Genomic DNA, 25624 nt, shown 5'->3' with positions numbered 1-25624 from the left:
CTAGCCATCAGGCTAGACCTTTGATCTAATAGAGGTATCGAAATATGGATATCTCAATATGCTTCAAGAGCCTTCACCTCAACAATATGAACTCGAAATGGTCACTATGGAACAGCTCGTTCCTCAGAATCATTTAGTTCGTAAAATAGATAAAGCCATCGACTTCGAATTTATCCGTGATGAAGTCGCTCACCTCTACTGTAAAGACAACGGTCGCCCACCTGTTGACCCTGTGCGCCTGTTTAAAATCATCCTGCTTGGCTATCTCTTCGGAATCAAAAGCGAGCGACAACTCGTGAAAGAGATTGAAGTCAATGTCGCGTATCGATGGTTCTTGCGTATGTCACTGACAGAGAAAGTTATCCATGCGTCGACACTCAGCCAAAACCGTATTCGCCGCTTTAATGGTACCGATGTGTTTGAACGTATCTTTATCAATGTCGTGGAGCAGGCTATGGCGAAAGGCTTGGTTGCTGGCCAGGAGCTCTTTACTGACAGCACGCACCTAAAAGCCAATGCCAATAAGAATAAGCACACGAACAAAGTGACTAAGGTTCGCGCCAGTGCCTATCTTGATATGCTCGATGAAGATGTCGCGCTAGACCGAGAGAAAGAGGGTAAGAAACCTTTAAAAGCACGTGCCTCAGAGCCTAAAACTAAGAATACAAAAACAAGTACGACCGACCCGGAAAGTGGCTTCATGACTCGAGATAATAAGCCTCAAGGCTTCTTCTATCTCGACCACCGTACAGTGGATGGGCAGCATGGCATTATCTTAGATACCCATGTCACTGCAGGTAATATCAATGACTCTCAACCTTATGTTAAGCGTCTGGACTCTACCCTAAAGCAATTTAACCTTAATCCAATCGCCGTTGGACTCGATGCGGGCTACTTCACTGCGCCAGTCGCTGAGTCATTAGAGCGTCGAAACATCTTGGGCGTGTTCGGTTATCGCAGACCGTCCAGAACAAAGAATGCATTCAAGAAAAAACACTTTATCTACAGCAAAGAGCGAGACAGTTACCGCTGTCCTAACGGTCAAGAGCTCATCTATAAAACAACGTCTAGAGATGCGTATCGTGAGTATCACTCCGACCCGAAAGAGTGTGCTCTCTGCCCAATGCGAGATGACTGTACGCAAAGTAAAAACATGAAGAAAGTCATTACAAGACACATCTATACAGACGCGGTGGATAGAGCAAACCAAATGCGGCTCTCACCTTATGGAAAAAAGACATACAGACGAAGAAGTGAGACGGTAGAGCGGAGCTTCGCCGACGCTAAGCAGCACCATGGTCACCGTTATGCCCGCTTCCGTGGATTATCCAAAGTGCAGATGCAGTGTTGGCTGGCTGCTGCCGCTCAAAACATCAAGAAGATAGCGTTGGTGGTGAGCTATTTACGAAAAATAGGGCTAAATATGTCCCAAATACGTCAAATTATGGCGTCTAGATACCAAATTAAGCCTTGTGCTTTTCTAAACTTGGCATGACCAAAAATATCGCGATCGCGGCCTACGGCCGCTCATAAAAGAGAACCCCACTTCGAAAAGTGGGGTTCGTCAGCAGTCTGAAGGCAGGCTTTAAAGCCTGCCTTTTTAGTATGTGGTGCAGTTAATATTTGATCAGTACTTTTACTGAACCATCGACGGTGCTTTCATCAACATACCCAATAGCGTTAGCGTCCGCTGCAACCGCATTGATTACGGCCGTATAGTCCGCCACCTGAGTAGGTGCCTCGGCTTTACCTGTGAACACTAGACGAGACCAAGCAGATTGTAGTTGCGCTTCTGAGCGACCAGTTGTCGCCGCATGGAAAGCGATACGGTCTGCGTTACCATCGTTTAGCTCGATGATCTTTGCTGGTTGTCCATTCGCAAGCTGAGTTTTCTTACCCAAAAACAGCTGCTTAACTTCCGCATCAGACATAGCATCGACGCCCGCAGGATTACCAATAACCACATAACCTGCGTTAGCTGCAAATGACATTAGGCTTACTAGAGCCAGTGTAGCGATTTTTTTCATAGTGGCTCCTTAGAATACAAAGTCGATAGATGCTGAATAAACGAATGAGTCTGAGTATTTGATAGTTGCTGTAGACGTATCAACGTTACCAGGTAAGTCACCTGAAGTACCTTTATAGTCGACGTAAGTAACGTCAGCTTTAAATGCGATGTTCTTAGCAAAATCCCATCGAGTACCTACAGAGTATGATAGGCGTTCAAAGTTGTTTAGCGCCATTTCACCTTGGTGGATACCTAGTTGAACAGGTAGAGTACCCGTTGGATTAGCTCGCTCGTCGTTATCGGTCGTCTTATTCCAACCTGAAGCTAGGTATGGCGTCCATGACCCAAAACGATATCCAACTAAGCCTGAAATTGCTTGAACGTCAGAGAAGCGACCTTCCAGTTTCATATCCATACCTTCTATTACAGCGAGTAAATTACCGTTGTCGTACTGTGCGCCAGCTGAAATAAATGTCGCTTTTTTATCGTCCAGTACGTGGTTCGCGTAAGGTACAGCGTAGATTGATGGTACGCTGCCCATTGTTAGATCTGAAGGTGCATCGTAGCTAGTTTTAGCTTGAACATAAGAACCACGGAACGTGAAATCATCCACATACCAGTGAGCAGTCAAACCAAAGGTGTTGTTTAGGTCCACTTCACCCCAAGTCGAATCGCGCTCTTCAACCTGAGATACGCCAGCGAATGGTTGGATTTGAAGCGTCGTTTCACCAATAGAGAATGGGATCAACAAATCCGCACCAGTGTAGCTATTGATAATGATGTGCTCGTACACTTCTTGCGAAGGACGAATCATAGGGTAAGCGTAACCCACATCTAGGTAATCAGAGTACATGAATAGCGGTGTACGCATTTTACCTGCGCGAGCGGTAAAGCCATCAAACTGATAAGAAAGATACGCAACTTCGATTGAAGGCTCAAAGTTGTAGCGACCATTCGCTACTAGCTGAGTGGTGAACTTCGCTTTATCGTTAATATCGAAGTCAAACTGAATACCAGCAATCGTATCTTGTTTAGTATCGATACGCTCGCTTGTGTACTCCGCATATCCCGCATCATTGTTCGCTTTGCCGATACCGACAGAGCCGAAACCACTGATTCTTAGGTCATCCAAGCTTGCCGCATTTGCGCTGCAAGCAAGCGCAACTAGAGTAGCAACCAAAGTCTTTTTCATTATGAACTCCAGAAAGACAAATATTGTTCTTTTTTTAGGTAAAGCCTCTCTAGCCCATGCTCTATGAAGGGCTGGGAAGAGAAGACTGAATAGTTGTTGAAATTAGGGTTAGTTAACCTTAAAGCGTCCGGTGAGCTGGCTAAGGTTATGTGTGATAGTGTTGATTTCGAGCGCGACTTGGTTCACGTGGGCGACTGAATCTGAAGTCTCGCGAGCCATAGAAGAAATATCGCCAATCACTTCCTGAATACGAGAAGACGAGGCTTCTTGCTCTTCGGTTGCACTCGCGATGCTTTCGTTGCGCTGATTAATGTCTAGAACATCTGCTGTGATCTGTTTTAGTGACTGCTCTGCCACTAAGGACTGTTCCACACAGGCTTCTGCTTTTTCTGCACTCTCGGCAATGATGTTCGCTGCAGTTCGAGTCTGTTCTTGAAGTTGCAGCAGAACGCGCTGGATTTCTTGCGTCGAGGTTTGAGTGCGAGATGCCAGCGTTCTCACTTCATCAGCAACTACGGCAAAGCCTCGGCCTTGTTCACCAGCACGCGCTGCTTCAATCGCTGCGTTTAGAGCCAGTAGGTTAGTCTGTTCGGCGATAGAGCTGATAGATTCAAGAATGGAGCCAGCGCTTTGTGCGTTGGTATCGAGTTCGCGAACCACTTCTGAAGCGGCGCGAACATCCTCCGTAAGATTGTGCACAGATTGAATGGTGCTATTGACTTGCTCTTCCGCGAGTTGAGCTTGAACACTTGCACTTTGCACAGATGAGACTGTGTCGTTCGCGTTGACTGCAATATGGCGCGCACCCTCAAACATTTGCGATAGCGATTCTGTCGCTTCGTCCACTGCTAAATGCTGCTTAGTGGTGAGCTTGTTTGAATCTTCGCACGATTGAACTAGGGTAGAAGCGATGCCACCCAGACCATTTACGTTTTCGATCGTTGCATTAATGTTCATCTGTAGCTGCTGCACAAAGTTGTTGAATGAATCTGCTAGTTCAGAGAGCTCATCCTTTTTGTTGTGCACTAAACGAACTGTTAGATCGCCGTCGCCTTCGGCAATGTCTTTCATCTTGCTGCTAATGTTCGCAAGATCTTTACGAATACCGTGAACAACAACAAAACCAAACAACGCAATAAGAATAAGTGCAGCACTGCCAATAGTTAACATGGTGCTACGAGCGCTATTGTTTTCGTTTTCTAGAGTAACAACCAAAGATTCAAACTCATCGGAACGTTGTTGTTCAAACTGAGCCATACGTTCAGTTAACGTCTCTAGAATCTGGGTGTTTTTTGCTGCAAGATCGGCAGCTGAGCTTAGATCAATAGTGCCTTCAATCATGCGATAAGCGATATCGTAAGACGCATCGAAATACTGTTTCGCAAGCGTTTGGAGACTATTAATAGGTTGAGCAAGTGAAGGCTGAAGCTGCTTTTGTTTGTCGAAGTTTTTTGTTAACTGTGAAAACGTTTCTTTATTGAGCAGCAATAGTTCAGAATCACCAAGCGTGACTGATAGATTAAATCGCTCGCTCAGCTGACTTAAAATGGCATTATTTAGTGTGGCAGAACTCATAATAGGGTAATAGCTATTCTTGAGTTCTGAAACTAGAGTAGTATTTGATTTAAGCGATTGACTACCAATGGTAAATATACTTACCGCCCCGGTCGCAGCAAGCGCTACAAGTAAAGCAATTTTATTATTTATAGACAACATGGTATTTATTCTCTGACAAAGTCCTTTCTTATCGAGCGTAATTTATCAGAAAAAATTGGGGTGAAAATCTAATTGTTGAAAAATAGAAATGACATTTCTCATGCGGTAAGAAAAAGCTATTGGAAAAATGGAATGTCTCAAAAGTTAGACGGATATTTAGAAGTTTTATCGAAGGGTTTGTGTCTTAAGTTATTGATAATGCGACATTTAAAGGAGTTTTGTTATAACTGATTGTTTTTATTGAGTGATGGCTTTTTGATGTGATTTTGTCAGACTATTCTTATTGAATGATACATGTTAACTATTATTTGTACATAAGTTGATAGTCGGGTACAAAGCTTTCCCAAATCGCCGGTTCGCCAATGTATTCTTTAACCTCATTAATAAACTCAGAGACAAGAAGTGTTTGTTTTCTATGAGGGTAAATAGCATAAATACCGGTATTCAATGTAGATAACGTATGGTCAGTTAACAATGGAACCAATCCTAGTTCATCGATAGGCTTCTCTAAATTGAATAAATCAATAACTGAATAGCCAATGCCATCACGAACCGCGCCCATTAAGGTTCTTACGTCACTCACTTTGTAATTCCCTTGCATTTTGTATGAGCGTAGCTCGTTGCTTTTGGGCTCATGACTCATTTTGAAGGTATCTAAACAGACGTTGCCGTTGTTGTAGATCACAGCAGGTAGTTTTACCAGTGCCTCTGGCGTTAGAGGCCGGCCGTGCTCTTCAACAAAGGAGTTAGAAGCGATGACTGCAAAGTTGGTATTGGCAATTTTCTTAGCGATCAGGTTTGAGTCGTTAAGTTTGCCCATACGAATGGCAACGTCATAGTGGTCGGCTATGATGTCTGTGCGTTTGTCATCTAGGTGCAAGACTATTTGAACGTTAGGGTACTTGCGCATGAATCTCGTAATGACAGGTTGTATATATTGCTGACCAAGAAAGACCGCCGACACAATGCGAATCATTCCTTTAGGCTCGGATTGATAGGAATCCGCGATGTTTTGAATATTATCGAGCGTATCAATTAACTGATACGTCTCTGCCAGAATATCCTCTCCTGCTGAGGTAAGCGAGAATGAACGGGTCGATCGGTTAAGTAACTGCACCCCCAAGCTTTCTTCCAACTTCTTTATTTGTTTGGAAAGGGAAGAGTTGTCCATGCTATTCAGCGAGGCAGCTTTGGCGAATGAGCCTTGTTGTACGACATCAACAAATAGTCTTAGTTGAGAAGTGATAGACATGGATATACGCCTTATGCAGACAGCGCCTTGTAGTAATAGCGCCTTAACTTAATGATTCGTCTACATAATAGTTAATGGTAAGGGATAAGGAAAGAGGGCACATCGACTTAGCGTATCGAGTGCCCAGTTGTAACTTTAGTGTTTTACGACTTCCTCTAGCATGTCACCTGTCGCACCACTCGGTGTACTGACGTTTAAATAGCCAGATAATGTCGGAGCGATATCGTAAGGTGTAACGGGTCTTGTCACGGTGTTCGCTTCAAGCTTGTTGCCTGCAAAGATAATTGGCACATGAGTGTCGTATCTCCATGGAGAACCATGTGTAGAGGCAATGGTAAGCCCGTCCATATCATTTATATAGGTTCGTGGTCCAAACACCATGTAGACGTCGCCCGAGCGTAGAGGGTGGTAATTGTTTCTAATGAGCTGATTGACGCGAGAATCTGCCACGCGGTTGTTGGCAATATCCTCACTCGTGACCGCCGCCGCAACGCCTTCAACCTTCATCACTTCTTGAGCAATGAGTTTTTGCACATCACTTAGTGACACTTTCTTTTCAGCGATGAGTTCGTGATCTAGGTAGATGTAGGGTTGGGCGTAGAGCTTAATGACTTCTTCACTAAGACCAAACTGCGATTTGAGTTTGCTCATTAGAGTTTCTGTAAGCAGGTTGTCCTTATTAAAGTAAAATGGCTGTCTGAAGCCAAGGGTGTTGAGAGTTGGCGCTGCTTCTGGAACGCCGTGGTCCGCAGATAATACGATGAGGGTATTATCAAGCCCAACGGAGTTGTCGATGTGTTTGAAAAGGTCGGCCAGCGTTTTATCTAGCCTGATTAAGTTGTCTTCAGTCTCAAGGCTCGATGCGCCGTACAAGTGAACAACATAATCGTTTGAAGAGAAGCTAATCGCGAGATAGTCCGTTGCCTCTCCAGTCCCCAGCTTTTCTTGCGCCATAAGAGTTTTAGCGAAATCCGCAGTTATTTCATCACCCGCAGGGCTGACTGTTAGCATGGTTGAATAATACTTGTAGGATGCCGGACCATAAGGGTGTGGGAAAGTACGGGCAAACCCGCCTAAATCAACTTTCTGATCTTGTACTCGCTCTTGCAGAGAATACTCATCTTTAGGAAGAGTCAGCTCCCAACGCTGACCCGAGTAGCGAGTAGGAATCGCTTTTTCGTTCCAGCGGTCTACCCACATTGGGTTGCTGTCGTAATAGTAATTACTGGTGACAAACTCAGATTGCGCCTTAGAAAACCAAAATGCTTTACCACTGTGACCTGCCAATGAGATGGCCCCACGGTCTTTCACCGAAACAGAAAACACACGCGATTGACCATTATTTGAAATAACCAGCTCGTCACTGAATGTGGTCGACATAATTGGCTCTGGAGAGCGCCCATCACCTGCCGCAGCCTTTTGGGTTGGGTCGATTTCAGTCGATTTATCGACGCCAGCCCCTGTGGCTAGCATGGAGTAGTTAGGGTCTTCAACATTGTAGACAAGACGATCAAGACCGCGATCAAACCATACATTACCGACCATACCGTGTACCGCTGGCGGAGCACCTGTAGCTAGGGATACGTGCCCAACAATCGTCTCTGTGTTTGCGTGTTGATAGTGCGCATTTTTGTAGTAGACACCTTCATCCATTAGGTAGCGAAACCCACCCTCAGAGAAGTTGTGCTTATAACGCTCAATAAGGTCGGCTCGAAGCCCATCGACGGTAATTTGTACCACGAGTTTAGGCTTTGACTGCTCAGCGAATGCCTGCGGCGCCATAAAAACGGCGCCTACTAGTGACGCTGTCACTAGTAGGCTTGTGCTAAGTCGAGGTGTTGTGTTGTGACGCGAGTTTTGTTTCATATTGAATCCTTGCCATGACATTAAATCGTTAGTTAGTGTTATTTGTCCTTCGCAAGACGTAGTCCCATGTCCGACATAATTATAGATTGGCTTGCAAAGTCACGACGGAAATTTTCAGATTCATCAGCGTCATACGCGAAGCTGCCGCCTCGAACAGACTTGTGGGAAAGCCCAGAATCTGAATGCTTGACATTGTTTGGATTTTCTACTGGAGAGAGTCTATAAAAGCCGTCATCAAAGGCGTCTTGGACAAATTCGCCAACATTGCCTGTCATGTCATAAAGACCAAGTTCGTTGGGCTGTTTTTGGCCCACAGGGTGAGCTTGGTTGTTTGCATTACCAGCATACCAAGCAACGTCATCAATATTGTTTGAACCTGCATAAGTGAAGCCTTGGGATAGGTTGCCACCTTTGGCTGCGAACTCCCATTCCGCCTCAGTCGGTAGGCGATAGTTTTCGCCTGTAAGCTCGTTGAGCTTCTCAACAAAGTAGTTGGCTTGCTGCCAGCTTAAGTTGTTCACTGGAATCTTTGGATCGGGGAAGAAGCTCATCGATGAACCCATCACAGATTCAAACAGCTCTTGTGTGACTTCAAATTTAGACAGGTAGAAGCTGTCGAGTTTAACTGTATGGGCAGGGCGCTCTGATTTAGCGGCCGTTGGATCGTCTGAGCCCATGATGAACTCACCACCTTCTACGAGCACCATATCGTTGTCTATTTTGAGTGCGATAGGGTGGTTAGGTTGAGTCGCGCATCCTGAGAGTAAAATAGGCAATGCGATAATGGCGATAACGGCTAAAAATTTGGTCGCGTTCCATGCCTGCTTTTCCTCTAGATGATCGTTCATGCTCTGTGCTCTTATTAATGAATTAAGTCGAGTAAATAGTAACCGCAGAGCACTTTCCATTTAGTTATATGCACTATAACAAAGCACGCTTTGTACATGGGATAAACTGGGTCTGTTCATCCGATTAAAGGTCTATTTCTATGGTTTCGAGCGCTAATGCGACATCGTCAGCTTCGTCTATTGCGAGCTCAACTTCTTCTAATACGTCGTCACCTATGCAGCTATCACAAGGACCACAGTTTCAAGGAAGACCATCTAAACGAATGCATGTTATGGCAAAGCCGATTGGTGCTGTGTGCAACATCGATTGCAACTATTGCTATTATCTGAGTAAACAAGATCTACTTGAGTACAAAAAAGGCTGCTCTCCAGAAATGGATGAAGTGATGCTTGAGCAGTACATCAAAAATTATATTGAGGGACAAAACACCCCTGAGATTATCTTCTCTTGGCAAGGTGGCGAGCCGACTATGCTTGGTCTCGATTACTTCAAGAAAATTGTCGAGCTACAGGCGAAGTATCAGCCTTCCGGTGTGAAAATCTCGAATGACCTCCAAACCAATGGCACGCTACTTGATGAGAAATGGTGCGCGTTTTTGGCAGAGCATAACTTCTTGGTAGGCTTAAGTATCGACGGTCCTCAAATGCTGCATGATGCCTATCGAACCAACCGCGCTGGTCGCGGTACGCATAAACAAGTGATGAAAGCGGTCGAACTGCTGCATAAACACAACGTGAGTTTTGCGACGTTAACTTGTGTGAACAATCTTACCAGTAAGAACCCGCTAGAAGTGTATCGATTTCTTCGTGATGAGGTGCGTTCACCACAAATGCAGTTCATTCCCATTGTGGAGCAAAAGACGTTTCGCACCGATGCGCCGCAGACAGGATCATCAAGCCAGCAGTTGAGACAAGGCGATAAGCGTCTAATTCCAGGCAACTCAAACTCAATAATGGAACCTTGGTGTGTGTCTGACGAAGCCTGGGGCAACTTTCTTATCGCTATTTTTGATGAATGGGTGCAAAAGGACATAGGCAAAGTTTTTGTTCAGTATTTTGAGGCGAGTGTCGAAAGATGGATGGGGCGCAAGAACCCACTTTGTACTCTAGGCTCGCTATGCGGCAAGGGCTTAGCGATGGAGCCAAATGGTGACGTCTTTAGCTGCGACCACTACGTCTACCCAGAATACAAAATCGGTAACATCGATACTTACAGCCTTGAAGAGATGGCGTACAGCAAGCGACAACAAGAGTTTGGTTTTGCTAAATCACGCACTCTAACGAGTCAATGTCAACAATGCGACTATCAGTTCGCTTGTTATGGTGAATGTCCAAAGAACCGATTTATTAAAACGCGCAGTGGTGAGCCAGGGCTTAACTACCTTTGCGCAGGTTGGAAGAAATTCTTCTCTCACGCTGACAGGGCGTTAGCTTACATACTTCGTGCGACGGGAAATCGAGTGGCTCATGGGAAGTACAGTGACCAAATGATTCGCACGGCAAACTCAGCGCAAGGCGCGGGTTTTAATCCAAAATTCTAGGAGCTAACGATGAAATTGAGACCACTAGTACTAGCAGGCATAGTTGTTGCCTCGATGAGCCAAGTTGCATTGGCAACCGACACGCAACAGCAAGCACCAATCACAACCACCACTCAAAATCAGTCTGAATCGACCGAGCAGCGCATTCAAAGACTTTCATACACAGCACAAAATCAGAGTGAGAGTGCAGAGAGGCGCGTGGACGCGTTACATGAGCTTAGCCAGTATCCGAATCAAAACGCGCTGGTGGCAGTGACCAGATCGCTTAAGGATACTAATGCGGATATTCGAGAAGCTGCCATCGTTGGTGCCAAGCCCTACCAATTTGAGTACCGTTGGAAGTTAGTCTCGCCTTTGCTATCAGACCCTGAAAAGGCGGTACAAGTGGCTGCAGTTGTGAGTTTAATTCCGGACTTTTCAACGATGACGAAGTTGCAGCAAGAGGCTATCAATAAGAATTATCCTACGACGATTGAGTACCTTTCAAAGCAGTCAGGAAAGCGCAGCCAGCTACTTTTAGCCGATGTCTACCGTTGGCACAAAGAATGGGATAAAGCCGAAGCACTATATCAAACACTGCTTGCCGAACCCTCATTATCTACGCAAGCATCTTTGAGTCTGTCAGATAATTATCGAGCTCAGTCTCAAGATCAAAAAGCGCTGGACGTACTTAATGCAGCGATTGAGCAAAACGCCAAGTCAGGGCAGCTGCAATACGCGAAAGCGCTAACTTTGGTCCGTATGGATGAAAAAGCACAAGCCGCTGTGGCGATTGAGAAAGCAACAACGCTCGCGCCAGGTAACAGCTATTACTGGTATTTAAATGGTGTATTGCAGGAGCCTTTGGACGTGGAGAAAGCGACGGACTCGTTTGAGAAAGCGTATCTAATTTCCGGGGCGCCAGAGCAGCTTTATGCAGTGTGTGACATTTACTTTCGCTATGACCATCCTAAAGCCGATGTGTGTTTAGAGGAGTTGGGAAATGTTGCGCCTCCTTATGTCATAGAACAACTAAAGGCTCAAAACTAGTGCCGAATGCTTTTTGAGCGATGTGTAACAAAATAAAAAATTAATTAGAAAAGAGTTGGATAGCGTTCTGATTAAGGGCATCCTGTAGTTAGAAATTTGTTACAGGATGTAGATTTATGATCATTGAAGACGGTGTCATTCATATTGATTCTTTTCTAGCGGTGACGATGGGCATTATTGTTCTATTTGTCGGACGCAGACTTAACCAGGTGGTGGGGTTTCTAAAGGAGTTTAGTATCCCCGAGCCTGTTTCAGGCGGTATTGTATTCTCGGTACTGTTCGCTCTATTTCACATGGCTACGTCTCTTGAAGTGTCGTTTGATTTAATGGCTCGAGACGTGCTGCTGGTCTATTTCTTTACGACGATTGGTATTAATGCAAGCCTTGGTGATCTAATGAAGGGTGGTAAGCCGCTTATCATTCTATTGGTGATCACGGTTGGCTATATGCTTGTACAGAACCTAACGGGTATTACGGTGGCGACGGCATTTGGTCTAGAGCCTGTGGCGGGGCTATTGAGTGGTACGGTTTCACTGATCGGCGGTCATGGTACAGCAATCGCGTGGGCTCCTAGGATTCAAGAAGAGTTCGGTTTGAATACCGCGATGGAAATTGGTATTGCGAGTGCAACCTTCGGATTGATACTGGCAAGTATCATGGGTGGTCCAATTGCTAAGTTTTTAATTAAACGTCATGATTTGAAGCCTGCTGAGGATCAAGCGTTAGACGTTGGTGTTGCAGACGACAAACCTGAGCCAAAGATTACCTCTTACGACTTCCTAGATGCCATGTTGGCGATTCACACTTGTATTATTGTGGGTGTGTTCCTTAACGAGGGTGTGGAATACCTTGGGCTTCAATTACCGCTATTCGTAACGTGTCTGTTCGCAGGTATTATTCTTTCTAACATCGTACCGCACAACTATCCGCGCATTACCGGGACTACTTGGCCTGCCAATAAGCCAGCAGTCGCTTTGATTGCGGATATGTCTCTGGGTGCTTTCTTGGCAATGTCCCTGATGAGTATGCAGCTGTGGACGCTGGTTGATTTGGCTGGACCGATTTTTGCGATATTGGGTGCCCAGTTCATCGTCGCTATTTTGGTGAACCTGTTCATCATCTTCCCTGCGATGGGCAAAAACTATGACGCAGCGGTTATCTGTTCAGGTTTTGGTGGCATCTCATTGGGCTCGACACCAACGGCGATGGCAAACATGTCAGCAGTAGCGCAAAAGTACGGTAACTCGCATCAAGCCTTTATTGTGGTCCCATTGGTTTGCGCATTCTTCATTGATTTGGCTAACGCGTTCATTATCCCTTACTTTATGGGCGTGCTCGCCTAGTTCTAGAATGAGTTGTGAAAGAAAAAGACGCCTAGAAAGGCGTCTCAGATTGCTGACAAAGGTCTAGCCATCAGGCTAGACCTTTGATCTAATAGAGGTATCGAAATATGGATATCTCAATATGCTTCAAGAGCCTTCACCTCAACAATATGAACTCGAAATGGTCACTATGGAACAGCTCGTTCCTCAGAATCATTTAGTTCGTAAAATAGATAAAGCCATCGACTTCGAATTTATCCGTGATGAAGTCGCTCACCTCTACTGTAAAGACAACGGTCGCCCACCTGTTGACCCTGTGCGCCTGTTTAAAATCATCCTGCTTGGCTATCTCTTCGGAATCAAAAGCGAGCGACAACTCGTGAAAGAGATTGAAGTCAATGTCGCGTATCGATGGTTCTTGCGTATGTCACTGACAGAGAAAGTTATCCATGCGTCGACACTCAGCCAAAACCGTATTCGCCGCTTTAATGGTACCGATGTGTTTGAACGTATCTTTATCAATGTCGTGGAGCAGGCTATGGCGAAAGGCTTGGTTGCTGGCCAGGAGCTCTTTACTGACAGCACGCACCTAAAAGCCAATGCCAATAAGAATAAGCACACGAACAAAGTGACTAAGGTTCGCGCCAGTGCCTATCTTGATATGCTCGATGAAGATGTCGCGCTAGACCGAGAGAAAGAGGGTAAGAAACCTTTAAAAGCACGTGCCTCAGAGCCTAAAACTAAGAATACAAAAACAAGTACGACCGACCCGGAAAGTGGCTTCATGACTCGAGATAATAAGCCTCAAGGCTTCTTCTATCTCGACCACCGTACAGTGGATGGGCAGCATGGCATTATCTTAGATACCCATGTCACTGCAGGTAATATCAATGACTCTCAACCTTATGTTAAGCGTCTGGACTCTACCCTAAAGCAATTTAACCTTAATCCAATCGCCGTTGGACTCGATGCGGGCTACTTCACTGCGCCAGTCGCTGAGTCATTAGAGCGTCGAAATATCTTGGGCGTGTTCGGTTATCGCAGACCGTCCAGAACAAAGAATGCATTCAAGAAAAAACACTTTATCTACAGCAAAGAGCGAGACAGTTACCGCTGTCCTAACGGTCAAGAGCTCATCTATAAAACAACGTCTAGAGATGCGTATCGTGAGTATCACTCCGACCCGAAAGAGTGTGCTCTCTGCCCAATGCGAGATGACTGTACGCAAAGTAAAAACATGAAGAAAGTCATTACAAGACACATCTATACAGACGCGGTGGATAGAGCAAACCAAATGCGGCTCTCACCTTATGGAAAAAGACATACAGACGAAGAAGTGAGACGGTAGAGCGGAGCTTCGCCGACGCTAAGCAGCACCATGGTCACCGTTATGCCCGCTTCCGTGGATTATCCAAAGTGCAGATGCAGTGTTGGCTGGCTGCTGCCGCTCAAAACATCAAGAAGATAGCGTTGGTGGTGAGCTATTTACGAAAAATAGGGCTAAATATGTCCCAAATACGTCAAATTATGGCGTCTAGATACCAAATTAAGCATTGTGCTTTTCTAAACTTGGCATGACCAAAAATATCGCGATCGCGGCCTACGGCCGCTCATAAAAGAGAACCCCACTTCGAAAAGTGGGGTTCGTCAGCAGTCTGAGACGCCTAGAAAGGCGTCTTTTTTTTATGCGCTTTTTAAGTATTGGAGCAGGACCTGTGTGGCGGTATCAATTTCTTGATAGCGTTTTGCTTTGCCAAGTACTCGCATCCCTTGCATCTGGCAGATGACGAACTGTCCCAGTGACTCTGCATCCTGTTTTCGGCTTATCTGTGACTGGTCCTGGGCACTTTTGATCGCTTCTACGATTGCAGTTTGTAGGGTGTTGAATAGCGCATCGCTGCGCTTTAAGACTTCTTGATTCTCGCCGGCATGTTCGACCACGGCGTTCTGAATAAAGCAGCCACACGTATTTTCTTTCTGTTTTTCAGCAAAGCCTACTAAGAAGGTTTCTAGCGTTTCGATACCTGCATCTCTAGCTCGCAAAGGCTCTAATTTAGGGAAGGAGATCGACCTTAGGTAGTTGTCGAGAGCTTGATAATACAGAGTCTCTTTATCACCAAAGGTGTTGTACAAGCTAAAGCGGTTGATCTCGAGCGTTTCAGTCAGGTCGTTAATGGAGGTATTGGCAAAGCCTTTGCTCCAGAACAGAGCCATCGCTTGTTCAAGCTTTTCTTGTTTACAAAAGTTAGCTTTTCTTGCCATACAAACCTCAGATAAAACGTTCATTTCGTTACTGCCAAACTGCAGCTCGTATTGTACAAGCATACTGAGCAGAAACGGAAATTAATTCTTGACCGATCGTTTAGTTATTGCATAGAGTATATCTAAACGATCGGTTAGATAAAAGGGACGAACCATGAAATTGTACGAACAAGCGGCGACGGTAAGCTGTAAACGCCTTAATCTTTTCTTGCGTGAAATCGGTGTTGCTGATTTGGAGCGAGTTGAAATTAACGTTAGGGAAGGGGATAACCTAGATCAGGGTTACCAAGACAAAAGCGTGAACGGTAAAGTGCCTTTGCTAGAGCTTGATGATGGTACGCACTTAAGTGAAACCGTGGCTATCAGTCGCTATTTTGATGAAATCACACCTAATGACTTGAACCTGTTTGGCCAGAATACGGTAGAGCGCGCCAAGGTAGAAATGTGGAACCGCATCGTTGAAATCGATGGTATTCAAAATGCGTTTCAAGCATTCAGAAATCTAACAGGTTTATACAGCGATCGAGAAAACTGTGTTGAGGATTGGGGTAAAGAAGCGAAGCACAGAGTGGAACTGTTTTTACCGAAATTAGACAAGCAACTCGGGCAGTCAAGTTACGTAGCAACAGAGAATTATAGTATCGCTGATATCAGCGCTTATATCTTTGTAGTGGTTGCGGTCAATGCACTGAAAATTGAAGTTTTTGAATCTAATCAGAACATCAAAAGTTGGTTTGATAAGGTGTCAACCAGACCTGCTCTACAAGGTTAAGTCGTCTAGCAATATGATAGGGGATTGGGTTATCGGATCCCCTTGTATTTGAAATTTCTCAGCTTTTCACTAGGTTTAATGTAGACATCTAGTGGAGAGTATCGAGTGACTCAAAAGAAAATCCTAATAGTCCTGACATCACATCGTCGTTTGGGTGATACCAACGAAGAAACAGGATTTTGGTTAGAAGAGTTTGCCGCCCCGTATTATGTTTTTAAAGACGCGGGTCTTCATATCACATTGTGTTCTCCTGCTGGTGGTCACCCTCCCATCGATCCCAAGAGCCAAGACGAAGACTATCAAACAGAAGCGACAAAACGCTTTGAAAATGATGATGTCGCGAAAACACATCTATCGCACACCTTGAGGCTAGTCGAAGTCCGCGCAAGCGATTATGACGCCATATTCTTCCCTGGTGGACATGGACCTCTTTGGGATCTTACCTGCGATCCTGACTCCGTTACTTTGATTGATGATTTCTACAGCGATGATAAACCCATTGGGGCAGTATGCCATGCTTCAGGCGTGTTGATTAATGCCGCTAATGAAGACGAAACGCCTATGGTTAAAGGTCGTCAAGTAACCGGGTTTAGCAATTCAGAAGAGGCCGCTGTCGGTCTTTCTGATGTGGTTCCATTCTCTCTCGAGGATGAGATGGTAAAACTCGGTGCATCGTATTCCAAAGCGGAAGATTGGGCAGAATATGTTGTGATTGATGACAAGCTGGTCACTGGTCAAAACCCCGCTAGCTCGCGAGCCGCTGCGCAAGCAATTCTAAGCTTGATTGCCAATAATTAGACTTCTACACATAGTGTGACGACGCTAGCGATACCATGAAATAACCGCGCTTATCTGACAAATTTCTGACATTGTCATAGATTGTTAATCATTGAATGCTATCAGTAATTACAATAAGTGGAAGAAATAGATGTCTACCAAAACTGAACGTGAAAAAATGCTTGCTGGCGAACCTTATCTAGCATGGGATGAGGAGTTGCTGGCTTCACGAGTCCAATGTCGTCACACTCTCAAAAAGCTAAACGATAGTATCCCTAACACACCTGAGTGGAAAGAAGCGCAAGAAGCCTTAATTCCCAACAGAAAGGGCAGTCTTTATCTAGAGCCGCCATTTCGCTGCGACTATGGTGAGAATATTCACGTTGGTGAAAACTTTTACGCCAACTTTAACTGCGTCATCCTAGACGTTAATGTGGTTGAGATTGGTGATAACGTGTTGTTTGCGCCGAACGTACAGATCTATACCGCGGGACATCCACTCGATGTGAAAGGTCGAGTTGAAGAGGAAGTTGAGTTCGGGTTACCAATTAAGATAGGTAATAATGTGTGGATTGGCGGTGGCGCGATCGTTTGTCCTGGTGTGACCATTGGTGATAATGCCGTGATCGGTGCGGGAAGTGTTGTGACCAAAGACATTCCAGCGAATAGTTTAGCCGTAGGGAATCCATGTCGTGTCATTAAACAGATTGATAATGACTAGCGCGTTTTAAACGCTTCTTCACGTCTGCATTTCCATACATAGTTCGTCTAACTGTCATAATGTTAGGCGACTATGCTCTCCAAGTTGCTGTCTCAAAGACGATTAGTTTCTAGTGCGTCAAAAAAATGTTGTTAAAACAGCAAGTTTTTGACGTTTTGTTTGATGTTGGTTCCATTAAATTTTATCATGTTTTCCTTACTTATCGATATTGACTGTTAGAAGTTAGGCTAGGCGTTACGTTTTATGGAATTTGAGTTGTCGTTAGGATTGATGGAATCAGCACTGAAAAGCGCTTCGGTTGCCGTCATTATTACTGATGACACTGCACGCATTCAGTACGTCAATGAACAGTTCACTCGACTGACTGGTTATACTCGCGAAGAAGTCATTGGCAGAAACCCTAAGCTCCTCAAGTCAGGACAAACCTCTTCTGCCACCTACCAAGATATGTGGTCTAAGCTTGTAACCGGTAAGGATTGGCATGGTGAGTTGGTAAACAGAAAGAAAAATGGTTCTTTGTTTATCGAGCATGCCCACATTAGCCCCTTCGACTACCTTGGACAGTCTTATTACATTGCGGTTAAACGAGATGTAACGTCAGAGAAGCACCTAACGGATAGACTCAGTGATCTCGCCTATTTTGATGCCCTTACTAGACTTCCAAATCGAACGTCTTTCTTTGAGCACCTGCAACGTTTCTTAGTAGATGAGCAATCTACCAACCATCCATATTCGCTGCTGTTGATCGACCTTAATGAGTTTAAGTCTATCAATGACAGCAAAGGGCATGACTTTGGTGATCTGTTCCTGCAAAACGTGGCCAAGCGCTTTAAAACGGCGGTTGGTGATAATGGCTTGGTCGCGCGTTTGGGCGGTGATGAGTTTGTTGCCTTGCTCCCTAATTGTGGGAAAAAGCGCGCAGAACACTATGCACAACATATTGTGGATGCGATTGCCTTTATTGAGGTGGGCAACAAATCCGAGCGTGGCTCAGCCTCTGTTGGGATTACAACGAATGTAAGTAGGACGATTCCTACTAGCTTGTTACTTAAACAAGCCGATCTCGCGATGTACCGTGCCAAACAGTGTCAAACGACTTGGATGAGTTACGATGAAGCGATGGGTGAGCAGTGGGGACGCAAAACTGCGATGGCGCAACGTCTTGCTCAAGCCATAGAATCACACAAGCTCGAGGTGAGCTTTTTACCCGTCATCGATCTCGAGCTAAAAAACGTCGTTGCTTACAAGAGCCGCCTTGAGTGGAGCGATGCGATGTTTGGCGAGGTCGATAGATTCGAGTTCATTCCTATTGCAGAAGAAACTCAGCTGATTCGCAAGCTTAATCTATTTACTATCGAACAAGCCTGTAAGTACGCCTCAGTTGGCGAGCTAAAAACTGTCGCGGTTAAGGTATCCTCGAAGAACTTCGGACATGGACTCTTTACTCAAGAAGTGACCGATATTCTCGAAAAGTATCACTTACCTCCTCGCTGCCTAGTGCTAGAAGTATTTGAAGACATGCTCTCGAAGAAACGTTGTGTCGATGAGCTCTATCAACTTGTCGAACTGGGTTGCCAGATAACCGTGGCAGATTTTGGAATGGGGCACATTTCCATTTCTGAACTTCGTGAGCTGCCAATACAAAAGTTAAAGGTTGGTGCACAGCTCGTCGCTGAGATCGCGCAGGACAAATCAGTCGAGCAGGTTGCAAAAGCCATTGTTAGCTTAGCTAAGGTACTGAATATAGATACGATTGCTGAAGGCGTCGAGACCGAAGGGCAACTAGAATCACTTAGACTCATTGGCTGTCACTTTGCTTCAGGACCGCATATCTCATCTTGTGTGAAAGTGGAACACGCTCTTTAATCAACGTGATGCTTATCTAACCAATCCGTTTGATTAGCTCTTCATTTATTTCCTCCCTTAGACACTCTATTTACAATTTGAGACCTTTCACGAAAAACACATCGAAACGTTTCGATGGAGCGATCTAAGTCACACTTAAATGCAACTTGCATCGATCTTTATTCAGACTGCGCTAGGATTGTCATCGAAACGTTTCGATGATTGTTTTATCAACAAAAGATAACAGCAAAGTGACCAAGAATTTTTATCAAGCCCTACAGTCTCGATAAAGCCGCATGAAGCAGGTACTAACAATGAAAAAAAGCGCCCTAATTAACTCAGAACTTTCCTATTTGGTGTCAACCTTGGGGCACACCGATGAGGTGACGATCTGCGATGCAGGTTTGCCGATTGCTGATAAAGTGCAGCGTATCGACTTAGCCCTAACTCACGGCGTACCAGCCTTCATCGATACCGTTAAAGTCTATCTATCAGAAGCGCAGGTTGAAGGTGTGATTCTAGCTGAAGAGTTTAAAGCAGTGAGCCCAGAGCTTCACAACGCATTGCTCGCAGTGATAGAGCAAGAGCAGGTTAATACGGGGAAAGAGATTACTGTTCGTTATATTACTCATGAAGAGTTTAAAGCCAAAACTGTTGATTCAAGAGCAGTCGTTCGAACAGGTGAGTGTACACCTTATGCCAATGTGATTTTCCAAGCTGGCGTCGTGTTTTAAGCCGCCACGAAATACGAGTTAAGTTCAGCGAAATATACAGGACATCCTCATGCTGCAACCAATTTTACAACTCAGCGAGATTGAAAAAGCCTTCCCTGGTGTGAAGGCTTTGGATAAAGCGAGCCTTAACGTCTACCCAGGTAAAGTGATGGCACTGCTTGGCGAAAACGGTGCTGGCAAGTCTACGTTGATGAAGGTGCTGACAGGCATTTACTCGAAAGACTCGGGAGAGCTTCGCTATCAAGGTGAAGAAACTGGATTCAAAGGACCGCGAGACTCTCAACAAGCGGGCATCAGTATTATTCACCAAGAGCTCAACCTAATCCCTGAGCTTACCATTGCGGAGAATATCTTCTTAGGTCGTGAAAAGACCAATGCGTTTGGACGTATTTTATGGTCCGAAATGTACGCTGAAGCAGACCGATTGCTGGCCAGGCTCAACGTGAAACATAGTGCGAAAACGCCTTTGGGTGAGTTGAGCTTAGGCGAACAACAGATGGTTGAGATCGCGAAAGCTCTGTCGTTTGAGTCGAAAGTTATTATCATGGACGAGCCAACCGACGCACTGACAGATACAGAGACCGAATCCCTTTTCAGTGTCATTAATGAGCTTCGTGAACAAGGCTGCGGCATTGTTTACATTTCTCACCGCCTCAAAGAGATCTTTGAGATTTGCGATGACATTACCGTACTTCGTGATGGCAAGTTCATCGGTCAGCGTACCGTTGCCGAAACTGATGAAGACACCCTAATCGAGATGATGGTAGGTCGTAAGCTAGATGAGCAGTACCCTCGTATTGATGCCGTCCACGGTAAAACAAGCCTCGAAGTAAAAAATCTTTCGGGCCCAGGCGTTGATAATGTGAGCTTTACCCTAGATCAAGGAGAGATCCTTGGTGTATCCGGCTTGATGGGAGCAGGGCGCACAGAGCTAATGAAAATTATCTATGGCGCGCTGAAACGCCAGTCTGGTGATGTGATTCTTAATGGTAAAACCATCAACCCAGATAGCCCTCAAGAAGGCTTGGCAAACGGTATTGCTTATATCTCAGAGGACCGTAAAGGCGATGGTTTAGCACTAGGATTGTCCGTTAAGGAAAACATGTCGATCTGTGCACTCGAACAGCTATCTAAAGGCATGCAGATCCAGCATGGTGAAGAAGTGATTGCAGTAGAAGACTTTATCAAGCTCTTCAACATTAAAACGCCAACTCGTGACCAAATCATTGGCAATCTTTCCGGTGGTAATCAACAGAAAGTCGCCATTGCCAAAGGGCTTATGACTAAACCTAAGGTGCTTATTCTGGACGAGCCAACTCGCGGTGTGGACGTTGGTGCCAAGAAAGAAATCTATCAACTTATCAGCAAGTTTAAAGCAGATGGCATGAGCATCATTTTGGTGTCATCTGAAATGCCAGAAGTACTTGGCATGAGTGATCGAATTTTGGTGATGCATGAAGGGCATATAAGCGGTGAGTTTATGGCTCAAGATGCAGACCAAGAGAAACTACTAGCATGCGCTGTCGGTAAAAATGTAAGTGAGGAAGCAGCATGAACAACAAAACCATCAACAAAGAGATGAGCATCGAGATGGAAAACAAGAAGCCTCTTTTCAATAAAGAATGGTTGATTGAGCAAAAATCACTGATTGCGCTGATCTTCCTAATTATCGTGGTGTCTTTTCTAAACCCGAACTTTTTCACCGTCGATAATATTCTGAATATTCTCCGCCAAACCTCTGTGAATGCCATTATCGCAGTGGGTATGACTTTGGTCATCTTAACCGCAGGTATCGATTTGAGCGTAGGCTCAGTACTCGCACTTTGTGGCGCATTTGCGGCCAGTTTGATAGCGATGGAAGTCCCGGTATTGATCGCGGTTCCAACCGCGCTTCTTGCTGGTGCAGCTCTTGGTGCAATAAGCGGTATTATCATCGCCAAAGGTAAGGTTCAGGCGTTCATCGCCACTCTGGTTACTATGACGCTTCTGCGCGGTGTGACCATGGTGTACACCGATGGTCGTCCAATCTCTACAGGCTTTACCGATACGGCTGACGCGTTCGCATGGTTTGGTACGGGTTACGCTTTGGGCATCCCAGTTCCAGTTTGGATTATGGTCGTCGTATTCGCTTCTGTTTGGTATCTACTTAACCACACTCGCTTTGGTCGCTACGTTTATGCGCTAGGCGGCAATGAATCAGCGACTCGCTTATCAGGTATCAACGTCGACAAAGTGAAGATTGGTGTTTATGCCATCTGTGGTCTGCTTGCAGCACTGGCGGGCATTATCGTTACCTCTCGTCTCTCATCGGCTCAGCCTACAGCGGGTATGGGATACGAGCTTGACGCCATTGCCGCGGTTGTTCTTGGCGGTACCAGCTTGATGGGTGGTAAGGGTCGAATTATGGGTACGCTAATTGGTGCTCTGATTATCGGCTTCCTGAACAACGCACTTAACCTATTGGATGTTTCCTCTTACTACCAAATGATCGCAAAAGCAGTGGTTATCTTGCTTGCGGTACTGGTGGATAACAAAAACAAGTAACCTCGATTAACACTAGATTATTTACAATAACAGGCTCGACAATGAGTTGAGCCGCCCCCTACACAAAGGACTAAAACGATGAAAAAACTAGCCACTTTAATCTCTGCTGCCGTGCTATCTGCTTCTATGTCTACAGCTGCATCAGCACAAGACACGATGGCGATTGTTGTCTCTACGCTTAACAACCCGTTCTTCGTAACGATGAAAGAAGGTGCGGAAGCGAAAGCCAAGGATTTAGGTTACAACCTAATCGTTTTGGACTCGCAAAATGACCCAAGCAAAGAGTTATCAAACATCGAAGATCTGACGGTTCGTGGCGTTAAAGCAATTCTTATCAACCCAACTGATTCAGACGCAGTATCGAACGCTATCCGCATGGCAAACCGCTCGAACATCCCTGTACTGACGCTTGACCGTGGCGCTAGCCGTGGTGACGTAGTAAGCCACATCGCATCAGATAACGTAGTTGGTGGCGAAATGGCTGGTCACTACATTATGGAAAAAGTGGGTGAGAAGGCGAAAGTTATCCAACTAGAAGGTATCGCAGGTACGTCAGCAGCACGTGAACGTGGTGAAGGTTTCATGAATGCGGTTAAAGGTTCAGAAATGGATCTACTTGCTAGCCAACCAGCTGACTTCGACCGTACTAAAGGTCTGAACGTAATGGAAAACCTTCTAGCAGCAAACCCAGATGTACAAGCGGTATTCGCACAGAACGATGAAATGGCACTGGGTGCACTTCGTGCGGTTCAAGCAGCGGGTAAAGACGTGATGATCGTTGGCTTCGATGGCACTGAAGACGGCATGGCAGCGGTTAAACGCGGCAAGCTAGCAGCAACGATTGCACAGCAACCAGATATGATCGGTGCACTAGGTGTGGAGACTGCTGACAAAGTACTGAAAGGCGAGAAAGTAGAAGAGTACATCCCAGTACCTCTTAAAGTTGTAGCTGAGTAATAGGCGAGGCGACGTAGGAGCCAGCCTATAGTTCCTCCCCTTACAAGCGGGGCGCGTAGCTGGGAGGCTAGGAGGGGTGCTCTTGAATTTGCGAAGCAAATTCGAGTAGTGCGTGTGAGTCAAACTCCTTCGCATATACCCCCTCTAGCTCCCCCTTATCAAGGGGGAGAACTAATGCTAGCGACAACCAGATACCTTCGGCTTGCCACCCAAAGGCAACCCCAAGTTATCTACATAAAAGAGTTAAAAAGGAACAAAGTATGAATAAACTCATCGTGTTGGGTAGTGTGAATGCAGACCATGTACTGCAAGTTCCTTCTTTCCCTCGCCCAGGCGAAACATTGCATGGTGGAAACTATCAAGTCATCCCAGGTGGCAAAGGCGCAAATCAAGCGGTTGCTGCTGCGAGACTCGGCGGCGATACGGGCTTCATTGCTTGTGTGGGCGATGACGCTTTTGGTATCAATATTCGCGAAGCATTCAAATCTGATGGTATCAACATCGCGGGTGTTCAATTAGAACCAGGCACACCGACGGGTATTGCTATGATTCAAGTAGCCGACAGTGGTGAAAACAGCATCTGTATTTCAGCAGAAGCAAATGCCAAGTTAACCAAAGCACGTGTAGAGCCACATAAAGGCCTGCTAGAGAACGCGAATTACCTACTCATGCAGCTAGAAACGCCAATCGAAGGTATTGAATACGCAGCGCAAGTGGCTAAAGCGGCAAAGACCAATGTTGTGCTTAACCCAGCACCAGCTCGAGCTCTACCTGATTCTCTGCTCTCTTGCGTTGATGTCATCACACCAAACGAAACCGAAGCCGAAGTCCTAACGGGCATTACCGTTACCGACGATGATTCCGCACAAGAAGCTGCAAACGCGCTTCACCGCAAGGGTATCGAAATCGTTATGATTACCCTTGGTTCAAAAGGAGTTTGGCTCAGCCAAAATGGTCGTGGTGAGCGTATCCCTGGCTTCAAGGTAGAGGCGACAGACACAACAGCGGCAGGTGACACCTTCAACGGCGCGCTAGTCACTGGTCTCATTGATGGAAAGCCTATCGAAGAAGCGATTGTGTTCGCTCACGCTGCGGCAGCAATTTCAGTAACTCGATTTGGTGCCCAGACTTCCATTCCTACCCTGAATGAAGTAAAAGAGTTTCGAGCTCAACAAGCTTAGCGGCATACTCTAAGCGTATAAACATAACAAAAAGCAGTGGAGACCCTTGATCAATGGCAACGATGAAGGACATAGCAAGGCTCGCGGGCGTTTCAACGTCGACCGTGAGTCATGTCATCAATAAAACGCGATTCGTGAGTGAAGAGATTTCTGAGCGCGTGACCAACGCAGCGAAAGAGCTCAACTATGCACCTTCTGCATTGGCACGTAGCCTCAAAATGAATCGTACACGAACAATTGGAATGCTAGTGACTACCTCAACCAACCCGTTCTTTGGTGAGGTAGTAAAAGGGGTCGAACGCAGCTGTTATCATCAAAACTACAACCTCATCCTTTGTAATACCGAAGGTGATACCGAGCGAATGAAAGCCTCTATCGACACCTTGCTACAAAAGCGTGTAGATGGACTGATTTTGATGTGTGCGACACTAGCAGGTGAGAAACTCGATATCTTTGAGCAGTACCCGTCAATCCCGGTTGTCGTTATGGACTGGGGGCCAATGCATTTCGAAAGTGACAAGATCCAAGATAACTCCTTTCTGGGAGGATATCTTGCGACAAAACACTTAATCGAGAATGGTCATAAAGAAGTGGGGTGTATTACTGGTCCACTTAACCGTCATCAAGCCTTGATGCGTTATGAGGGTTACAAGAAAGCGCTGAAAGAGCATCATCTTGCGATTAATCCAGACTGGATTATCGAATCAGACTTTGAGTGTGATGGTGGCGCTAAATCGCTTGAAGCCTTGATTGAGCGTGGGCCTCTGCCTTCGTCACTATTTGTCTGTAATGACATGATGGCGATGGGGGCGCTCAATATTGCTCATGCCAAGGGAATTACCGTTCCCAATGAACTTTCGATCATTGGCTACGATGATATCCATATCGCTAAGTACATGACCCCGTCACTTACAACCATTCATCAGCCTAAGTATCGATTAGGTAAAGCAGCGGTTGAAACCTTGCTGGCAAAAATCGATAAGACCGATCTTGCCCCTGATGTGGTTCAACTCGAGCCGTCATTAGTGGTACGCGACAGCGTAAAAACCATTTAGTA

General features: G+C 45.6%; 22 protein-coding genes. 15 read left to right on the top strand and 7 right to left on the bottom strand.

What is annotated here, in order from left to right:
- Nucleotides 1-58 precede the first annotated feature (58 nt).
- Entirely contained in the window at nt 59-1495 is a 1437-nt protein-coding gene (locus tag AC6I8U_RS17425) for an IS1182 family transposase (RefSeq protein WP_498019076.1), read from the top strand.
- 121 nt (nt 1496-1616) lie between these two features.
- Here the strand turns inward: AC6I8U_RS17425 and AC6I8U_RS17420 are convergent, their stop codons facing one another.
- The 6 genes from AC6I8U_RS17420 to AC6I8U_RS17395 form a co-directional block, all read right to left on the bottom strand.
- Nucleotides 1617-2027, bottom strand: coding sequence for a phosphate ABC transporter substrate-binding protein (locus AC6I8U_RS17420; RefSeq protein WP_498019075.1), 411 nt, complete (start codon nt 2025-2027; stop codon nt 1617-1619).
- Between the two features lie 9 nt (nt 2028-2036).
- Nucleotides 2037-3200: a porin gene (locus AC6I8U_RS17415; protein WP_498019074.1), complete on the bottom strand. Its 1164-nt coding sequence runs from the start codon at nt 3198-3200 to the stop codon at nt 2037-2039.
- A 108-nt stretch (nt 3201-3308) separates the two neighbouring features.
- Nucleotides 3309-4775: a methyl-accepting chemotaxis protein gene (locus tag AC6I8U_RS17410; protein WP_498019073.1), complete on the bottom strand. Its 1467-nt coding sequence runs from the start codon at nt 4773-4775 to the stop codon at nt 3309-3311.
- A gap of 445 nt (nt 4776-5220) precedes the next feature.
- A complete protein-coding gene (locus AC6I8U_RS17405) occupies nt 5221-6168 on the bottom strand; it encodes a LysR family transcriptional regulator (protein ID WP_498019072.1) in 948 nt (315 codons plus the stop codon).
- 135 nt (nt 6169-6303) lie between these two features.
- Complete coding sequence (locus tag AC6I8U_RS17400) at nt 6304-7950, bottom strand: alkaline phosphatase family protein (protein WP_498019674.1); 1647 nt, start codon at nt 7948-7950, stop codon at nt 6304-6306.
- A 122-nt stretch (nt 7951-8072) separates the two neighbouring features.
- Nucleotides 8073-8882 carry a formylglycine-generating enzyme family protein gene (locus AC6I8U_RS17395; protein ID WP_498019071.1) on the bottom strand — a complete coding sequence of 270 codons (810 nt, stop codon included), beginning with the start codon at nt 8880-8882 and terminating at the stop codon, nt 8073-8075.
- 215 nt (nt 8883-9097) lie between these two features.
- On the opposite strand from AC6I8U_RS17395, the gene AC6I8U_RS17390 reads away from it, so the two are divergent.
- The 4 genes from AC6I8U_RS17390 (at nt 9098) to AC6I8U_RS17375 (ending at nt 14352) form a co-directional block, all read left to right on the top strand.
- Entirely contained in the window at nt 9098-10423 is a 1326-nt protein-coding gene (locus tag AC6I8U_RS17390) for an anaerobic sulfatase maturase (protein ID WP_498019673.1), read from the top strand.
- 9 nt (nt 10424-10432) lie between these two features.
- A complete protein-coding gene (locus AC6I8U_RS17385) occupies nt 10433-11452 on the top strand; it encodes a tetratricopeptide repeat protein (protein WP_498019070.1) in 1020 nt (339 codons plus the stop codon).
- 116 nt (nt 11453-11568) lie between these two features.
- Nucleotides 11569-12795: a sodium/glutamate symporter gene (gene gltS / locus AC6I8U_RS17380; RefSeq protein WP_394151206.1), complete on the top strand. Its 1227-nt coding sequence runs from the start codon at nt 11569-11571 to the stop codon at nt 12793-12795.
- Nucleotides 12796-12916: 121 nt separating this feature from the next.
- Nucleotides 12917-14352, top strand: a protein-coding gene (locus AC6I8U_RS17375; RefSeq protein WP_498019069.1) for an IS1182 family transposase whose coding sequence is annotated in 2 segments (ribosomal slippage) — nt 12917-14090 and nt 14090-14352 — 1437 coding nt in all. Because the reading frame shifts where the segments join, the coding sequence is not laid out codon by codon here.
- 105 nt (nt 14353-14457) lie between these two features.
- Here AC6I8U_RS17375 and AC6I8U_RS17370 read toward each other — a convergent pair.
- Complete coding sequence (locus AC6I8U_RS17370; RefSeq protein WP_498019068.1) at nt 14458-15036, bottom strand: TetR/AcrR family transcriptional regulator; 579 nt, start codon at nt 15034-15036, stop codon at nt 14458-14460.
- Nucleotides 15037-15190: 154 nt separating this feature from the next.
- Between AC6I8U_RS17370 and AC6I8U_RS17365 the strand changes: the two genes are divergently transcribed.
- The 10 genes from AC6I8U_RS17365 (at nt 15191) to AC6I8U_RS17320 (ending at nt 25622) form a co-directional block, all read left to right on the top strand.
- Nucleotides 15191-15808, top strand: a complete 618-nt coding sequence (locus AC6I8U_RS17365) for a glutathione binding-like protein (RefSeq protein WP_498019067.1) — start codon at nt 15191-15193, stop codon at nt 15806-15808.
- Between the two features lie 105 nt (nt 15809-15913).
- Nucleotides 15914-16606, top strand: a complete 693-nt coding sequence (locus tag AC6I8U_RS17360; RefSeq protein ID WP_498019066.1) for a type 1 glutamine amidotransferase domain-containing protein — start codon at nt 15914-15916, stop codon at nt 16604-16606.
- 130 nt (nt 16607-16736) lie between these two features.
- Nucleotides 16737-17306 (top strand): sugar O-acetyltransferase, encoded by a 570-nt coding sequence (locus tag AC6I8U_RS17355; RefSeq protein WP_498019065.1) that lies wholly within the window; start codon nt 16737-16739, stop codon nt 17304-17306.
- Between the two features lie 243 nt (nt 17307-17549).
- On the top strand, nt 17550-19172 hold the full coding sequence (locus AC6I8U_RS17350) for a putative bifunctional diguanylate cyclase/phosphodiesterase (RefSeq protein WP_498019064.1): 1623 nt from the start codon (nt 17550-17552) through the stop codon (nt 19170-19172).
- Nucleotides 19173-19465: 293 nt separating this feature from the next.
- Entirely contained in the window at nt 19466-19885 is a 420-nt protein-coding gene (gene rbsD / locus AC6I8U_RS17345; protein ID WP_498019063.1) for a D-ribose pyranase, read from the top strand.
- Between the two features lie 49 nt (nt 19886-19934).
- Nucleotides 19935-21440 carry a ribose ABC transporter ATP-binding protein RbsA gene (rbsA, locus tag AC6I8U_RS17340; protein ID WP_498019062.1) on the top strand — a complete coding sequence of 502 codons (1506 nt, stop codon included), beginning with the start codon at nt 19935-19937 and terminating at the stop codon, nt 21438-21440.
- Nucleotides 21437-22429, top strand: coding sequence for a ribose ABC transporter permease (gene rbsC, locus AC6I8U_RS17335; RefSeq protein ID WP_498019061.1), 993 nt, complete (start codon nt 21437-21439; stop codon nt 22427-22429). Before rbsA ends, rbsC begins: the two co-directional genes overlap by 4 nt.
- Before the next feature lie 78 nt (nt 22430-22507).
- Nucleotides 22508-23386: a ribose ABC transporter substrate-binding protein RbsB gene (gene rbsB / locus AC6I8U_RS17330; RefSeq protein WP_042470265.1), complete on the top strand. Its 879-nt coding sequence runs from the start codon at nt 22508-22510 to the stop codon at nt 23384-23386.
- 260 nt (nt 23387-23646) lie between these two features.
- Complete coding sequence (rbsK, locus tag AC6I8U_RS17325) at nt 23647-24567, top strand: ribokinase (RefSeq protein WP_498019060.1); 921 nt, start codon at nt 23647-23649, stop codon at nt 24565-24567.
- Nucleotides 24568-24620: 53 nt separating this feature from the next.
- On the top strand, nt 24621-25622 hold the full coding sequence (locus AC6I8U_RS17320; RefSeq protein ID WP_498019059.1) for a substrate-binding domain-containing protein: 1002 nt from the start codon (nt 24621-24623) through the stop codon (nt 25620-25622).
- Nucleotides 25623-25624 lie beyond the last annotated feature (2 nt).

Source organism: Vibrio sp. KUL80, from assembly GCF_059725495.1.
Note: the sequence above shows the minus strand (reverse complement) of the source record. Positions and strands in the feature narration are given on the sequence as shown.

Bases quoted from the DNA above. Each gene is read 5' to 3' on its own strand.
- AC6I8U_RS17385 (WP_498019070.1), top strand. From the start codon at position 10,433: ATGAAATTGAGACCACTAGTACTAGCAGGCATAGTTGTTGCCTCGATG.
- AC6I8U_RS17395 (WP_498019071.1), bottom strand. From the start codon at position 8,882: ATGAACGATCATCTAGAGGAAAAGCAGGCATGGAACGCGACCAAATTT.
- AC6I8U_RS17370 (WP_498019068.1), bottom strand. From the start codon at position 15,036: ATGGCAAGAAAAGCTAACTTTTGTAAACAAGAAAAGCTTGAACAAGCG.
- rbsD (WP_498019063.1), top strand. From the start codon at position 19,466: ATGAAAAAAAGCGCCCTAATTAACTCAGAACTTTCCTATTTGGTGTCA.
- AC6I8U_RS17420 (WP_498019075.1), bottom strand. From the start codon at position 2,027: ATGAAAAAAATCGCTACACTGGCTCTAGTAAGCCTAATGTCATTTGCA.
- AC6I8U_RS17425 (WP_498019076.1), top strand. From the start codon at position 59: ATGCTTCAAGAGCCTTCACCTCAACAATATGAACTCGAAATGGTCACT.
- AC6I8U_RS17350 (WP_498019064.1), top strand. From the start codon at position 17,550: ATGGAATTTGAGTTGTCGTTAGGATTGATGGAATCAGCACTGAAAAGC.
- AC6I8U_RS17405 (WP_498019072.1), bottom strand. From the start codon at position 6,168: ATGTCTATCACTTCTCAACTAAGACTATTTGTTGATGTCGTACAACAA.
- rbsK (WP_498019060.1), top strand. From the start codon at position 23,647: ATGAATAAACTCATCGTGTTGGGTAGTGTGAATGCAGACCATGTACTG.
- rbsB (WP_042470265.1), top strand. From the start codon at position 22,508: ATGAAAAAACTAGCCACTTTAATCTCTGCTGCCGTGCTATCTGCTTCT.
- AC6I8U_RS17365 (WP_498019067.1), top strand. From the start codon at position 15,191: ATGAAATTGTACGAACAAGCGGCGACGGTAAGCTGTAAACGCCTTAAT.
- AC6I8U_RS17355 (WP_498019065.1), top strand. From the start codon at position 16,737: ATGTCTACCAAAACTGAACGTGAAAAAATGCTTGCTGGCGAACCTTAT.
- AC6I8U_RS17400 (WP_498019674.1), bottom strand. From the start codon at position 7,950: ATGGCGCCGCAGGCATTCGCTGAGCAGTCAAAGCCTAAACTCGTGGTA.
- AC6I8U_RS17415 (WP_498019074.1), bottom strand. From the start codon at position 3,200: ATGAAAAAGACTTTGGTTGCTACTCTAGTTGCGCTTGCTTGCAGCGCA.
- rbsC (WP_498019061.1), top strand. From the start codon at position 21,437: ATGAACAACAAAACCATCAACAAAGAGATGAGCATCGAGATGGAAAAC.
- AC6I8U_RS17320 (WP_498019059.1), top strand. From the start codon at position 24,621: ATGGCAACGATGAAGGACATAGCAAGGCTCGCGGGCGTTTCAACGTCG.
- gltS (WP_394151206.1), top strand. From the start codon at position 11,569: ATGATCATTGAAGACGGTGTCATTCATATTGATTCTTTTCTAGCGGTG.
- rbsA (WP_498019062.1), top strand. From the start codon at position 19,935: ATGCTGCAACCAATTTTACAACTCAGCGAGATTGAAAAAGCCTTCCCT.
- AC6I8U_RS17410 (WP_498019073.1), bottom strand. From the start codon at position 4,775: ATGAGTTCTGCCACACTAAATAATGCCATTTTAAGTCAGCTGAGCGAG.
- AC6I8U_RS17390 (WP_498019673.1), top strand. From the start codon at position 9,098: ATGCAGCTATCACAAGGACCACAGTTTCAAGGAAGACCATCTAAACGA.